The 12,183-nt window shown below is 42.6% G+C and carries 17 protein-coding genes and 1 pseudogene; 4 read left to right on the top strand and 14 right to left on the bottom strand.

Going from position 1 to position 12,183, the window contains the following annotated elements; translation table 11 throughout:
* From ACTNBR_RS15440 to ACTNBR_RS15430, 3 genes and pseudogenes are all read right to left on the bottom strand, one after another.
* Positions 1-72 (bottom strand): annotated as a pseudogene (locus ACTNBR_RS15440) (IS200/IS605 family transposase); the annotation flags it as partial.
* A gap of 125 nt (positions 73-197) precedes the next feature.
* Entirely contained in the window at positions 198-467 is a 270-nt protein-coding gene (locus ACTNBR_RS15435) for a hypothetical protein (RefSeq protein ID WP_441019073.1), read from the bottom strand.
* Between the two features lie 87 nt (positions 468-554).
* The gene (locus ACTNBR_RS15430; protein ID WP_441019075.1) at positions 555-815 is read right to left on the bottom strand and encodes a hypothetical protein; all 261 of its coding nucleotides are present in this window, start codon (positions 813-815) and stop codon (positions 555-557) included.
* Positions 816-911: 96 nt separating this feature from the next.
* Between ACTNBR_RS15430 and ACTNBR_RS15425 the strand changes: the two genes are divergently transcribed.
* Positions 912-1,076 carry a toxin-antitoxin system protein gene (locus ACTNBR_RS15425; protein WP_427808875.1) on the top strand — a complete coding sequence of 55 codons (165 nt, stop codon included), beginning with the start codon at positions 912-914 and terminating at the stop codon, positions 1,074-1,076.
* Positions 1,077-1,170: 94 nt separating this feature from the next.
* Here the strand turns inward: ACTNBR_RS15425 and cysK are convergent, their stop codons facing one another.
* The 3 genes from cysK to ACTNBR_RS15410 form a co-directional block, all read right to left on the bottom strand.
* The gene (cysK, locus tag ACTNBR_RS15420; protein ID WP_441019077.1) at positions 1,171-2,097 is read right to left on the bottom strand and encodes a cysteine synthase A; all 927 of its coding nucleotides are present in this window, start codon (positions 2,095-2,097) and stop codon (positions 1,171-1,173) included.
* Between the two features lie 514 nt (positions 2,098-2,611).
* Positions 2,612-3,076, bottom strand: coding sequence for a DUF6147 family protein (locus ACTNBR_RS15415; protein WP_441019079.1), 465 nt, complete (start codon positions 3,074-3,076; stop codon positions 2,612-2,614).
* Positions 3,077-3,155: 79 nt separating this feature from the next.
* Positions 3,156-4,133: a DUF4367 domain-containing protein gene (locus ACTNBR_RS15410; RefSeq protein WP_441019081.1), complete on the bottom strand. Its 978-nt coding sequence runs from the start codon at positions 4,131-4,133 to the stop codon at positions 3,156-3,158.
* Between the two features lie 176 nt (positions 4,134-4,309).
* Here ACTNBR_RS15410 and ACTNBR_RS15405 point away from each other — a divergent pair, with 176 nt between their 5' ends.
* Positions 4,310-5,377: an undecaprenyldiphospho-muramoylpentapeptide beta-N-acetylglucosaminyltransferase gene (locus ACTNBR_RS15405; RefSeq protein ID WP_441019083.1), complete on the top strand. Its 1,068-nt coding sequence runs from the start codon at positions 4,310-4,312 to the stop codon at positions 5,375-5,377.
* A 67-nt stretch (positions 5,378-5,444) separates the two neighbouring features.
* Here the strand turns inward: ACTNBR_RS15405 and ACTNBR_RS15400 are convergent, their stop codons facing one another.
* Entirely contained in the window at positions 5,445-6,017 is a 573-nt protein-coding gene (locus ACTNBR_RS15400; protein WP_427808424.1) for an RNA polymerase sigma factor, read from the bottom strand.
* A gap of 21 nt (positions 6,018-6,038) precedes the next feature.
* The gene (locus ACTNBR_RS15395) at positions 6,039-6,446 is read right to left on the bottom strand and encodes an HIT family protein (RefSeq protein ID WP_427808422.1); all 408 of its coding nucleotides are present in this window, start codon (positions 6,444-6,446) and stop codon (positions 6,039-6,041) included.
* A gap of 80 nt (positions 6,447-6,526) precedes the next feature.
* Between ACTNBR_RS15395 and ACTNBR_RS15390 the strand changes: the two genes are divergently transcribed.
* Positions 6,527-7,258, top strand: coding sequence for a sensor histidine kinase (locus ACTNBR_RS15390; protein WP_441019084.1), 732 nt, complete (start codon positions 6,527-6,529; stop codon positions 7,256-7,258).
* 105 nt (positions 7,259-7,363) lie between these two features.
* On the opposite strand, the gene ACTNBR_RS15385 is transcribed toward ACTNBR_RS15390, so the two are convergent.
* From ACTNBR_RS15385 to ACTNBR_RS15365, 5 genes are all read right to left on the bottom strand, one after another.
* Positions 7,364-8,137: a DUF6382 domain-containing protein gene (locus tag ACTNBR_RS15385; protein WP_441019085.1), complete on the bottom strand. Its 774-nt coding sequence runs from the start codon at positions 8,135-8,137 to the stop codon at positions 7,364-7,366.
* On the bottom strand, positions 8,134-8,586 hold the full coding sequence (locus ACTNBR_RS15380) for a TadE family protein (protein ID WP_441019087.1): 453 nt from the start codon (positions 8,584-8,586) through the stop codon (positions 8,134-8,136). Before ACTNBR_RS15380 ends, ACTNBR_RS15385 begins: the two co-directional genes overlap by 4 nt.
* Positions 8,580-9,002 carry a prepilin peptidase gene (locus tag ACTNBR_RS15375; protein ID WP_427808414.1) on the bottom strand — a complete coding sequence of 141 codons (423 nt, stop codon included), beginning with the start codon at positions 9,000-9,002 and terminating at the stop codon, positions 8,580-8,582. Before ACTNBR_RS15375 ends, ACTNBR_RS15380 begins: the two co-directional genes overlap by 7 nt.
* A complete protein-coding gene (locus ACTNBR_RS15370) occupies positions 8,990-9,772 on the bottom strand; it encodes a pilus assembly protein (protein ID WP_441030398.1) in 783 nt (260 codons plus the stop codon). The genes ACTNBR_RS15375 and ACTNBR_RS15370 overlap by 13 nt, the downstream gene beginning before the upstream one ends.
* A gap of 150 nt (positions 9,773-9,922) precedes the next feature.
* Positions 9,923-11,185, bottom strand: a complete 1,263-nt coding sequence (locus ACTNBR_RS15365) for a DUF5702 domain-containing protein (RefSeq protein ID WP_441019091.1) — start codon at positions 11,183-11,185, stop codon at positions 9,923-9,925.
* 100 nt (positions 11,186-11,285) lie between these two features.
* On the opposite strand from ACTNBR_RS15365, the gene ACTNBR_RS15360 reads away from it, so the two are divergent.
* A complete protein-coding gene (locus ACTNBR_RS15360; protein WP_441019093.1) occupies positions 11,286-11,585 on the top strand; it encodes a helix-turn-helix domain-containing protein in 300 nt (99 codons plus the stop codon).
* 1 nt (position 11,586) lies between these two features.
* Here the strand turns inward: ACTNBR_RS15360 and ACTNBR_RS15355 are convergent.
* The coding region (locus tag ACTNBR_RS15355; protein ID WP_441019094.1) for an IS66 family transposase at positions 11,587-12,183 on the bottom strand (597 nt) is incomplete at its 5' end.

The raw sequence follows: 12,183 nt of genomic DNA, 5'->3' as shown, positions 1-12,183 counted from the left end.
GCGATATTTCACAACCATAATCAAATGATAATATAACAAAAATACTGAATGTGCATTATTATCCAAATCCATATTATAATCAATCCTTTCTTTTATTCGACTGATTATATTGTACCACATCCGGTACATTAGAACAAGTGTTCTCTCGTATTTTTTTGCAATTCATCTCGCCACCTAAAGAGGTGGGAGAATTCTTGCTATATCTTGTTAAAATAATTCTCATCCAACTTACCTATAAAATGTCCGGCAAGATCATCCGCAATTTTACCAATTTCATGGTAAAGTACTCCGCATAAATAACTTACGACAAAAAACGAAAAATACTTTATCACCCCATCTGTCAATATATCTGGTATATATTCTTCTGCATTTGGGAATAAGAATGTCATTCCCATCACAAACATCGCTCCAGGTATAAGCATACAAAAAATATCAAATATTCCAAATTTTTCTAAAAATTGTTCCATATCTCCACTCTCCTTCCACCACCATTATACCGCAGAAGGAAAGCTTTTCCAAGTACTGCACGGGATTACAAAAATAACTGAAAATAACTAATCACCGGGCTGCTTCAAATATTTCTTTCTCACCATAATTCTTCTCAAAATCTCATCCTGCAGCAAATTAATCCCATTTTCCTGTAATGGATCAAAATGATATTCCGATAAAAAATCCGGATGCTGTTCAAAAAAATGCCTCTGAACCTCTTCCGGCTGGTTCAGCAAATTCTGTTCATAAAAATCCAGATCATCCCCTTCTATAAATTTCCAGAAACGTTCTGTCTCCTCTCCTGTAAACTCATTTTTACTCTTCATGTGCATCACCCCTTTATATACTACTTTATCTTATTTTATCCTACTTTTAAAGACTAAATCTTACAAAATGGTATATTGTATAAAAGGAGGAGTTCCATGAAACCACTAAAGACAAAAGTAAGTATCACACTTGACTCAGATATCATCACCAAAGTGAAAGTTCTGGCAGAAAATGATGACCGATCCTTCAGCCAATACATAAATCTCGTACTAAAAGAACATATTTCTTCACAGTCGGATCAGAATAATGAAAAGATATAAAAACAGGGAGGGCATATCAGATATTCTTATCTTGATATTCCTTCCCTGATTATTATCTGTTAATTGTCTGGTAAACAAAACCATTTACGCAGCTCTATTCAAACAGCGGGGTTGAAAAATACCGTTCTGCCGTATCCGGTAAAATGGTCACTACCGTTTTCCCCTTACCAAGCTTCTTCGCCAGCCTTTTAGCCGCAGCAACATTCGTTCCGCTTGAAATACCGCACATCAGTCCTTCAAGCCGTGCCAGATCTCTCGCAGTCTGAAGCGCTTCTTCATCCGTTACGATCACAACCTCATCGTAAATATCCTGATTTAAAATCTCCGGTATCACACCGTCTCCGATTCCCATCTGCAAATGGCTTCCGACTTCACCGCCCGACAAAATCGCAGCATGCTCCGGCTCAATCGCCCAGATCGTTATCTCCGGATTCGCCTTCCTAAGCGCTTCACCCACACCGGAAATCGTTCCGCCCGTTCCGATTCCAGAGCAAAATCCATCAATCCTTCCTCCAACCTGCTCAACGATCTCTCTTCCGGTCATATTCAAATGAGCTTCATAATTGGCCATATTCTCAAACTGCTGCGGAACATAGACCCTGGAATCCGCTTCCTTCATCTCCAGCGCAGTACGAATACATCTCTGTATACATTCCCCGATATCACCCTCATCATGGACCAATTTCACCTCAGCCCCATAATTCTGAACCAGCTTCCGGCGTTCCTCACTGACCGAATCCGGCATAATGATCACCGTGTGGTATCCCCGGACCGCACCAACAAGCGCAAGCCCGATCCCCTGATTTCCACTGGTCGGTTCCACAATAATCGTATCCTTCTGAATCTTCCCCTGCTTCTCCGCATCCAGAATCATATTCCAGGCCGTTCTCGTCTTCACCGAACCGCCAACATTCAACGCCTCAAACTTCACCAGAATCTCCGCACTGTCTTCGTCTGTCATCCGGTTCAACCGAATCATCGGCGTATTTCCCACTGCCTCAAGTACATTATTATATATCATTTCAATTGTTCCTCCACAAAACCTCTATCTTAATAGTATATTGCGAAATAAAGGCAGATGCAACATAAAACGATTCTCCCAAAAAGAATCCATCATAGAATCTTTCGAAGAAAAAGCCCAATTTCTCCTTCTATTACAGCATAAAAAATCAGAGAGCCTCTTCTGACTATTACATAAAATATAAATCAAAAAACGGTCACATAATGTAAGGTATTTTTTCACCGTCTCTTGCAATATTAAATGTAATAGTCAGAAGAGGCTCTCTGATTTTTCTTGTTTTGACTGTATCCAGTATTAATGTAAGGTTTTTGTAACTTCCCGCTCTCAGCGGATTTCTTATAACTACTGCCTATATCCAATTGCCCATTTGAGTTCATTTAGTCGGCGGGCACTTTACATAATATTTTTTTATTTTATTTTGTAGTTGTCCCTGGGTAAGAGAATATTACGCAGTAGTTATAAGAAATCCGCTGAATTAGTGAGCGGGAAGGGGAACGGCTTTTATGGGTAACGGTTAAATGTGGATTCCGTTTGTGTAAGAACCACTCACATCCGAATTTGCTGTATGAGTACTATATACTCGATAATAGTATCCAATAGGAACAGATAATGTTTTACTTGCACTTACATACGCAGAATTATACTCTGTAGCCGACCAAGTTGTATAGGCTTGCCAACTTCCATTTACTAATTTTTCAACTCGCACTACAACAGATATTTTAGACACTACGATTTGCCCCACTGTTTTTCCGCTTGCAGCAATTTTTCCTGTTCCAACTTCTGCAATTGAAGAAGTTCCACTTTTTAAATACATTCCTCTGGTTATTTTTACATCCTCACCTTCTGAACTATCATCTTCAATCAAATAGGAGCCATCTATACACTCTCCCAATTCAGCCGCTTTAACTTCTTTACTAGGTACTACAAGCATACCTAACGTAAGTACTAATACTAATAGCAACGATTTTGATCTTTTCATTTTACCTCCTCTTTTTGTATCCTTCTGAATTATTCTTTTATATATATAACAATTCAACTTCATAAAACTTACGCTAAATCTAAATAAAAATTAAATTATTTATCATTTGCATAAATTCATCTTGAGGAAGCCTTCCATTCAAAGTATAATAAACATTATTATATACAAACTGCGCAACATATTCATCATTTTTATCATCCAAAGTTTCATAATGTTTTATATTAATTTCCACTCCTGAGATTTTCACTTCTTCTTCATTAAGCAGTTTATCTTCTATATCATATCCCATTGATTTATTATTTAAGTTGACCCATAATTGATATTCAATAATTTCTCCTCTATACTCACCAATAATTTCTGCCTCTTCTATTTCTTCATTAATATCATATTTAATTATTTTAGTTCCTTCTGGTATATATCCCCAACGAACTGGTTCAACTTTTAACGTTTCTTTAATTGATTGCCAAATTTTCTCTTCCTCATTCTCTGTAGTAACTCTATCTTCATTCCCTTCTCTTTCACTATCAATCTGCACCATTTCTCTATCTCCAATAATCTTCTTCATCATCCCAGTGACAAACGGTGCCCCACCAATACTAGTCATCCCAGCCGCCAGCGCCAACACCGCCACAGCCGCAACCAAAAGATAAACTCTCCTCTTCCTCTTCTTCGAATACTTCACAACCTTAGCACTATCGTTCTCTACTCCACTTTCCCCATCATCCACCGCATCATGTTCCACAACCGCATTCTTCTCATCTTTATCTCCATCCTCACCACACTCATTCAGCATCATCATTTCCCGCCCCAGACGCAGTGCCTCTTTATCTTTTTCAGACAACGCCTCATAAGCAGCCTTCTCAGCCTGCCTCTTCTTCATTTTCTTCCATAATCCCTCATCCATCTCCTCGGGAAGTGAAATATCTTTCAGGGATTCATCTGCTTCTATTTCTGCCAGAATTTCATCTCCCTCTTTCATCAGTTCTGATTTCAAAAAATCTTCCAATTTTTCTTGTTCATTCTTCATTTCAGCAACCTCATTCTTTGTCACAGCCATATTTTTATTCCCCGGCTGTAATCATTCTTTATGATTTCTTTTCCCTTTTTCTTGACCTTTTTCCTTTATCTGCTAAAATTATATGGTATCAGGGCCAACAAGTTATGTCATTCATATTGGTACGAAAATGCATGACTTTAACCCCCGCATAATATGATAAAGTGGGAGGACTATCTATGAAACGTATTATTTTAACCGGCGGTGGTACTGCCGGGCATGTTACACCAAATATTGCGCTGTTACCGCGTTTAAAGGAACTTCAATACGATATACATTACATTGGTTCATATAATGGTATAGAGAAAAGCCTGATTGAAAAGCAGGGCATTCCATACCACGGTATTTCTTCTGGAAAGCTCCGCCGTTATTTCAGCCTTCAGAATTTTACAGACCCTTTCCGTGTTCTGAAGGGATTCAGCGAAGCAAATAAAATTATAAAAGATTTAAAACCGGATGTTATTTTCTCAAAAGGCGGATTCGTCAGTGTTCCGGTTGTGATCGCCGGAAAACGCAACCACGTTCCGGTCATCATTCATGAATCCGATATGACTCCGGGTCTTGCGAACAAAATCTCGATTCCATCCGCGACCAAAGTCTGCTGCAATTTTCCTGAAACTCTGAAGGCTCTGCCTGAAGATAAAGCAGTCCTTACCGGTTCTCCGATCCGTCAGGAGCTTATGACCGGTGATAAGGAAAAAGCCCGCAAATTCTGTGGTTTCCAGGAAGAAAAGCCGGTCATCCTCATCGTCGGAGGAAGCCTCGGCGCCGCCGCAGTCAATCAGGCTGTCCGCAAAATCCTTCCGCAGCTGTTGGAAGAGTTCCAGATCATCCACCTTTGTGGCAAGGGCAAACTGGATGAATCCCTGAAAGGCCTGCAAGGTTATGCTCAGTTCGAATATATTCAGGATGAACTGAGAGATCTCTTCGCTCTGGCAGATATTGTAATCTCCCGCGCAGGAGCCAATGCGATCTGCGAGCTTCTTGCCCTTCGCAAACCGAATCTGCTGATTCCGCTTTCTGCAAGTGCGAGCCGCGGAGACCAGATTCTCAATGCCCGCTCTTTCGAACGCCAGAAATTCAGCATGGTCCTGGAAGAAGAAGAGCTGACTGACGAACGTCTCCTTTCGGCTGTTCATAAGCTTTACGACTCCCGCGAAACCTTTGTGGAAGCAATGAATCAGTCCTCACAGCAAAGTCCGATCGAGACCATCATCGGTCTGATCGAGGAAGCAGCATCCAGATAAATATGAAATATGCATGTTAAACAGGTGCCGGAACGGCACCTGTTTTTTGTTGCCATTCTCCGTTTTCTTAATCCTCATCGGACTTATATCTTTTCTTTACCCATTCTCTGGCTCTGTACAAAACACTGTGAAGCACTTCGATACTGACTCCCATCTCTTCGGCCACTTCTTTCTGTGGCATGTTCAGACAATAAGATTTTGTCACAGCATCATACCAGCGTTCATTGATCTCGTACAGATCATCAAGAATCCTCTTTGCCTTCTTGTTTCTCTGATCCCGTGTGAACTCTTCAAAGAACGCATCCTCCGGACTTTTCTGCGTACTATTCTCTGTTTCTGCAATGAAACCCCCATCTTCACTCAGGATCTCGTATTTTCCCTTCTTTATGCAATTGATCGTCGCATTTTTTACACTTGTCACCAACCATGCACCAATATATTCTTCTTGGAGCAGATTCGGATAATCACACAATTTCACAAATACCTCTTGTGTCATCTCCTGAGAAATCTCTCTATTGTAATCAGAGTAACGCAGCGCGGTTTTGTACACAACTTCTTTGTACTTAATGTAAATTTCCTCAAATTTACGTGTATCTTTATCTTGAGTGTCCACACTTACACCCCTCTGTATCTCACTCATGTTTACTCAGTTCCGATTTCCTTATTTTAATTTTGCAAGAATTTCGTCTCTGACTTCATCCGTGAGCTGTCCTGTCTTCCATCCGAAGCGTGCATCATCATCCTTATACCGCGGGATCAGATGCATATGGAAATGGAAAACTGTCTGTCCTGCTGCCTCGCCATTATTCTGTACAACATTATATCCGTCACATCCAAGCACTTCTGTCATCTTGATGACCATCTTTTTCGCCAGTTTGAATGCTTTTGCTGCAAGTTCATCGTCAATCTCATACAGATTCGCATAATGTTCTTTCGGAAGGATCAGGGCATGTCCCTTTGTTGCCGGTCCAAGGTCCAGAATGACTCTGAAATCATCATCTTCATACAACGTAGCTGAAGGAATCTCTCCGTTTGCAATTTTACAGAAAATACAGTTCTCATCTCTCATATTTCTTACCTCTTTCTTTAAAATATATTTGAATATCTATACCGCCAATGCTACACTATGTTTGGAAAGGCGGTATGATAATGTCATTAACAAATCATGATTATGAGCAATTACAACAACTGATGAACGCAAAACCTGAAAACAGGGCATTGATCCAAAAGCTTCTGGATGACCAGCAATATACGATCAGCAAGATCAGCCACGAGATCCGTAATCCTCTCACACTCATCTACAGTACATTACAGTTGATCGAGTCCCAGCATCCTGAGACACGGGATTTCCGTCACTGGAATGACATGCGGGAAGATATTGAATTTATGATTTCTCTGCTGCAGGAGCTTTCTGCCTATAACAACGGAGAACGTATCAACCGTTCTTCTTTTTCTGCCTTCGATTTTTTCAGTCATCTTTGTCTGTCCTTTGCCGCTTCCTGCGCCGAAACAGACATTGAATTTACTTCCCGAATCTCTCCTGAACTTCCGGTCATCCAGGGAGATAAGGTAAAGCTTCAGGAAGTCTTTCTCAATCTTCTTCGCAACGCCGGTGATGCGGTGTCTGCTCACGGGACCATCCGGGTGGAGGCCGATACAGATGACCATTTTCTGAAAATCATTATCTCAGATGATGGCTGCGGTATTCCCGAAGAACAGCTTGACGAGATATTTGATGCTTTCGTAACCCATAAAACCGGCGGAACCGGTCTCGGACTTGCAATCGCCAAACGTACCATCGAAGCTCACGGCGGAACCATATCTGTAGATTCAGAAGTTCAGAAGGGCAGTCGTTTTACTGTATTATTGCCCATTTCATAACCTTATTTTTTATTATATGGAATGAGAGTATGATTTACAAGTGTTTTGTTACCAATATTTTACATTCACTTCCGCTGGAAATGATTCCCGGCGGAAGTACTTTACTCAATAATTCCGATAATTTTCCGCTTCATTTTCTTCCTGCACCTCCCGATTTTCCCAATTTCTGTGATTTCTTTTCCTGATTTTTCTCGTCACAAATCCCCATACTGTTTCTCTGTCTTTCATCACATTTCCCTTCAGCTCCTGTTCACCGGCCCAATCATCCAGGATTTGATCCTCTTTAAGTTCATATGCTGCATTACCGTATTTCAGATTTTTCTTCACGTCTTCCATTCTCTGCTCTTTCCTTTCCAGAATCCTCTCCAGTATTTGTTCTATATTATAGTTATCTTCCATAGAAGCTTTATGAAGCTCGCATGCAAGATAGATTGCCTCTTTATCTTCATAATCTGTCTCTCTGACGAAATATTCTGTCAGTACATGAAATGCCTCCCATATATTTCCCTTGAATGCGGGACAATAGCAGAAAAAATATCGTCCGTTCTGGTAATAGATATATTCCGGATCCAGGTTCAGACAATTCACATCAAGGAGATAATTATTCACCTCGCGCACTGCTTCCACAAATTGCTGCATGAATTCCTTCATCCGCGAAAAATTCCATTTCTGACGTTCTCCCATCGCAGCCATCGATGTCTTTCCGCCCACCTCATACTGGTACCTGCTTTTCCGGTCCATTCCCTGTCCCTTTACATCCAGCAGACAGTTAAGATGGTTCTCTGCCAGCATCCTCATCTGGTAATCTTCTTCATAGATCTCATCAAACTCCAGAATCATCCATGCATGATGCAGATTCCGTTCATATTCCGTCTTCATTGCAGCGCACCCTCCAACTTCTTCTTTCCGGCTTTCAGCCTGCGGATCTGCTTCTCAGGCTCCGTAATGACAGCACTTCCGGATGCCTGAAGTTCCATCCCTTTCGCACTCGCACTGGCCTTTGCAATGATCCTCTGCTGTTCCTCATATACATTCACGGACACCTGCCCGTAAAACATCAGTTTTCCCCGTATTCTCTCACGAAAATAATTCTCCATTTCTTCCTGCGGGAACTCTTCCATCCCATATAAGATCTCACTTCCCACAATTACCGTTTCATATGCCGCTCCCATTAAGATTGTTTTATCATGATAGTAAAACAACCCGAAAATCACGAGCATCCACACCATAAGCACAAGCGGCATCAGATACGCCATTTCCACCACGGTCGAGGCACGCACAGTCCGCCCGGACTTCTTTTTTATTCCTTCTGTTCCTCTTTTCACCATAACAATGCCCCCACATAACCGACTACCAGAAAGGGATAGAAGGGTATTCTCGTCTTACGATTCCATTTTTTCAGCGCCAGACCGACTCCCGCCGCCGCTGCTGCCGCCGAAAATGCAATGCCGAGCGATATCAGAAGCCGCCAGATTCCGAGAAAAAGTCCCAGATTCAGGATCATCCAGCTATCCCCATATCCAATCCCTTCTTCGGTGATCTTGGAACAAAGAAGGAAGAGCAGTCCGGTCGCCAGTCCCGGAAGCCACAGATACCACTCCATCTGACCCTCGAATGCCAGATAAAAAACAATTCCTACTGTTCCAAACATCAGATAACCTGCCGGGATTTTTCTATTCCTGAAGTCATATACGGCCCCCGCTCCCAGAAATGCCAAAACCGCCATTTCTTCTATTTTCCACATTTTGAACACGCTCCCTTTCCCTTAACTTCACGGATCGGGACTGCATAAATTTTTCGTTTCACACCGCTGCAGTCCAAAGTACTGTGATACCGATTCCCATAATCCGTGATATAAGCATTCCCCTTACAGAACCTTCCGCACAGTTCACAGGGATAATATTTTCCGGAACTCTGATTTCTCAGTGACTCGATCTCTTCAAGCGACACCAGACGTACAGACGGTTCCAGATATGTGCAGTGATAATCCCTGTGATAAACGATTCCTGTTTCCGTAATATACACAATTTCCTGCTGTCCCGTCTGACCAAAGGATTGTTTCACATACCCGGTCCACCCTTTGATTCTCATAGACTCCTGATACCGGATCGGCGGAATCAAAAACTGCGGAAACGGAAGCTTTACCTGATAGCTTGTCTTTAATTCGATGATCGCGCTTCCCGGCCAGATGTAAGATTTTTCACATTCCAGGCCTTCGCTCCCTTCCACAATACAGCTTCGGTCAAGCCGCTCCTCCCCGATCAGACTGACGATCTTTGATTCCACTCTTGCCGGAATAAGAAGCGGCAGCTCATAGCATTCCTGTGCCAGCTCTTTTCCGGCTCCCTGCATCCCTTCCCTGACGACAAGCTGTATGGAACGAAGCTCCAACAGCCAAATCAGACAAATAGATGCATATAAAAACAGCGGAATACACACGACAGCTTCCACAGTGATGCTGCCTTCCATGATCCGCGCTTTTCGCGAGGCAGATACAGATGCCTTTTCCGTCAAGAGAGCTGCGCCTTTTCGCGAGAAACCAAATCCTTCCTCCTTCCTGAAAGAATTGTTGTATCGACGTGTATCATATATGTTTGCAATTATACAGACCAAAAAATCGAGGAACGGAAAAGACATCTGTATCCACCTCCTTTTATTTTCCCTCTATTTGTACTGATATTCTGCCGCAAATCTGTAGTGGATCGATCTGCGCAGTCCACAGTCCATATTGGCTCTTAACGCCACCACGCATGAGTCTGCGCGAAACCATGTTTTTCCTGCAATTTCTCTGAGATTCAGTTCTTCCAGATCCAATGCCCACATTGTCAGTTTTTCCTTTTTTTCCAGCATAAGCAGCACCTGCAGATACTTTTCATAAGAATATCCGCCCTCTGCATCCCTGCCTTCCAGAACCGACTGATCTTCCCCCAGATGCAGAAGGTTCTCCCACGAAAGCTGCCACGTCTCGTACGACTTTACTAAAGGAACTCTTTTCCCGGTTAGAAGAGTTTTCACATCAACGATTCCTTCTCCATACGCCCATGCAAGGAGAAGTGCCTGCTTTACAACCTCAGTTATGCCCGGAACTGCAAGGAGCGCACACATTGCCACGGATGCAGCCTGCACCTCTGCCTGCTTTTCCACATCTGTCAGAAGATAAGCATAATTGACGGCGAACCTGATACTGCAGAGTTTCTTTACAACCGCCTCCAGATTCTCCCTGTCACTTGACTTTCCTGCAAGAAGATACTCCAACTCATATTGAAGCACACTTTCTTTTTCTTTTTTAACTGCGTGATTAAAATGATCCATAAGGTATAGATTGAAAAAAATGGTGTCACCGGTTCCCTGAACCTTCTCCCGAAAGCTTCCATAACCGCTTTGCAGTTCACGATGTGATACAAACGATGACAGATCCACTGTCTTATCCGAAACCTCAAATCCATCCGGCAGGACAAAATTCAATATTCCACCTGCCTTTATATTCGAAACGACCGGAAGCGGATTTCCTTCCTGCGGCAGCTTCTGGCTTTCCTCCTCAAGCATACGCTCTAATTCAAAACTCGTCTCTGTATCCTCTTTTTCGTATTGCTCTGCCTGGCTCTCCTGTTCTTTCCACACAGAAGATTTCCCGGCCATCTCCTCTACCGCCGCTGCCCCCGTCTTTTCTTTTTCATACTGAACCGCCTGGTCATAAAATGCCTTCCCGTTTTCATCCGTCAGATAACGAATCGCATCGATCTCTTTGTCCATATTTTCTGCCCCATAATAGGACATTCGGTTTAAAATAGCAGACTCTGATACCTGTTCCGATTCATAGCTCTCATCCAGTGCAAATATCTCATATCGATCCAGAAGATCTCTTTGATATTCTGCAAATACAGATTCCATCGCTCTGGTGGCATCTGCCCTTCTTTCATTTTTCATCACCTGAATGGATGCGCTTTCAAGGACAGCTCCCACCAGTGAGACCAGTGTTGCAGTTAAATGATATACTAATTCTAGTTTATAAATTCGGAGGTATATTATGTCGAACATTCAGATAACAGAAAATGAATCAGGGAAGAAGAACGCAGTTGCCAAAGGTAAGCAGATCGGAAGACCGGAAACCACGAAGGATAACCTTCCAGATAAGTTTTGGAAGTATTATCAGATGTATAAAGCCGGAAACATCAACATTTCCGAGATGGCTCGTATCATGGATTGTTCCAGAGCATCTGTTTACAAGTATATAAAAATAGCGGAGATGGAATGTAAGCGCCAAATATTAATGCGGTCAGATACAAAATTACCCCAGCCCTTTGCGAGTTGGAGTAATTCACTATAATTCACATGCGATTTTTGATAGATTGGAGTTTTTCACTCCAAGGTGCCAGTTCTTCCAGTTGTTCATCGGTCATATCTTTACTTGGCCGGTGCTCCAGCAGAAATTTAAGATATCCATAAATATTCAGCCCATGTGCTTTTGCCATCTCAACCATTGTGTAGACCACTGCACTGGCATTCGCTCCGTCAACGGAATTGCTGAACAGCCAGTTCTTCCGCCCTACTGCAAGTGGACGAATCGCATTCTCGCTGAGGTTATTAGTAAAGCTGCACCGCCCGTCTTCCAGATAGGTCTCCGCTGTATCACGCCGGTTGAGAACATAATTAACCGCTTTATCCATCCGGGTGTTCCGGACTGGCTTCTGCTGATCGAGCCACGACCAGAAAGCCTCCAGAACAGGTTTTTCCTTCTCGAGACGCAGCTGCTTTCGCTTTTCATAATCACCGGGATACTTTTTGTTAATGGAGTACTCAATGGCGAATAACCGATTGCAGTACTGGACTCCCTGCACTGCCGGCTGACTGTAGTCATACTGTTTTCCTTTGGGAACGGCATCGATAAAGTATCGACGGATATGCGCCCAACAAGAGCAGCGTCT

Origin of the sequence: Bariatricus sp. HCP28S3_F11 (assembly GCF_052065395.1) — a bacterium.
Taxonomy (GTDB): Bacteria; Bacillota; Clostridia; order Lachnospirales; family Lachnospiraceae; genus Allocoprococcus.
Note: the sequence above shows the minus strand (reverse complement) of the source record. Positions and strands in the feature narration are given on the sequence as shown.

What these genes read in the sequence shown, in the direction of transcription:
- ACTNBR_RS15435 (WP_441019073.1), bottom strand. Translation starts at nt 467, where the DNA reads ATGGAACAATTTTTAGAAAAATTTGGAATATTTGATATTTTTTGTATG.
- ACTNBR_RS15395 (WP_427808422.1), bottom strand. Translation starts at nt 6,446, where the DNA reads ATGAGAGATGAGAACTGTATTTTCTGTAAAATTGCAAACGGAGAGATT.
- ACTNBR_RS15425 (WP_427808875.1), top strand. Translation starts at nt 912, where the DNA reads ATGAAACCACTAAAGACAAAAGTAAGTATCACACTTGACTCAGATATC.
- ACTNBR_RS15430 (WP_441019075.1), bottom strand. Translation starts at nt 815, where the DNA reads ATGAAGAGTAAAAATGAGTTTACAGGAGAGGAGACAGAACGTTTCTGG.
- ACTNBR_RS15385 (WP_441019085.1), bottom strand. Translation starts at nt 8,137, where the DNA reads ATGAAGACGGAATATGAACGGAATCTGCATCATGCATGGATGATTCTG.
- ACTNBR_RS15405 (WP_441019083.1), top strand. Translation starts at nt 4,310, where the DNA reads ATGAAACGTATTATTTTAACCGGCGGTGGTACTGCCGGGCATGTTACA.
- ACTNBR_RS15365 (WP_441019091.1), bottom strand. Translation starts at nt 11,185, where the DNA reads ATGAAAAATGAAAGAAGGGCAGATGCCACCAGAGCGATGGAATCTGTA.
- cysK (WP_441019077.1), bottom strand. Translation starts at nt 2,097, where the DNA reads ATGATATATAATAATGTACTTGAGGCAGTGGGAAATACGCCGATGATT.
- ACTNBR_RS15390 (WP_441019084.1), top strand. Translation starts at nt 6,527, where the DNA reads ATGTCATTAACAAATCATGATTATGAGCAATTACAACAACTGATGAAC.
- ACTNBR_RS15375 (WP_427808414.1), bottom strand. Translation starts at nt 9,002, where the DNA reads ATGTGGAAAATAGAAGAAATGGCGGTTTTGGCATTTCTGGGAGCGGGG.
- ACTNBR_RS15410 (WP_441019081.1), bottom strand. Translation starts at nt 4,133, where the DNA reads ATGGCTGTGACAAAGAATGAGGTTGCTGAAATGAAGAATGAACAAGAA.
- ACTNBR_RS15360 (WP_441019093.1), top strand. Translation starts at nt 11,286, where the DNA reads ATGTCGAACATTCAGATAACAGAAAATGAATCAGGGAAGAAGAACGCA.
- ACTNBR_RS15380 (WP_441019087.1), bottom strand. Translation starts at nt 8,586, where the DNA reads ATGGTGAAAAGAGGAACAGAAGGAATAAAAAAGAAGTCCGGGCGGACT.
- ACTNBR_RS15400 (WP_427808424.1), bottom strand. Translation starts at nt 6,017, where the DNA reads ATGAGTGAGATACAGAGGGGTGTAAGTGTGGACACTCAAGATAAAGAT.
- ACTNBR_RS15415 (WP_441019079.1), bottom strand. Translation starts at nt 3,076, where the DNA reads ATGAAAAGATCAAAATCGTTGCTATTAGTATTAGTACTTACGTTAGGT.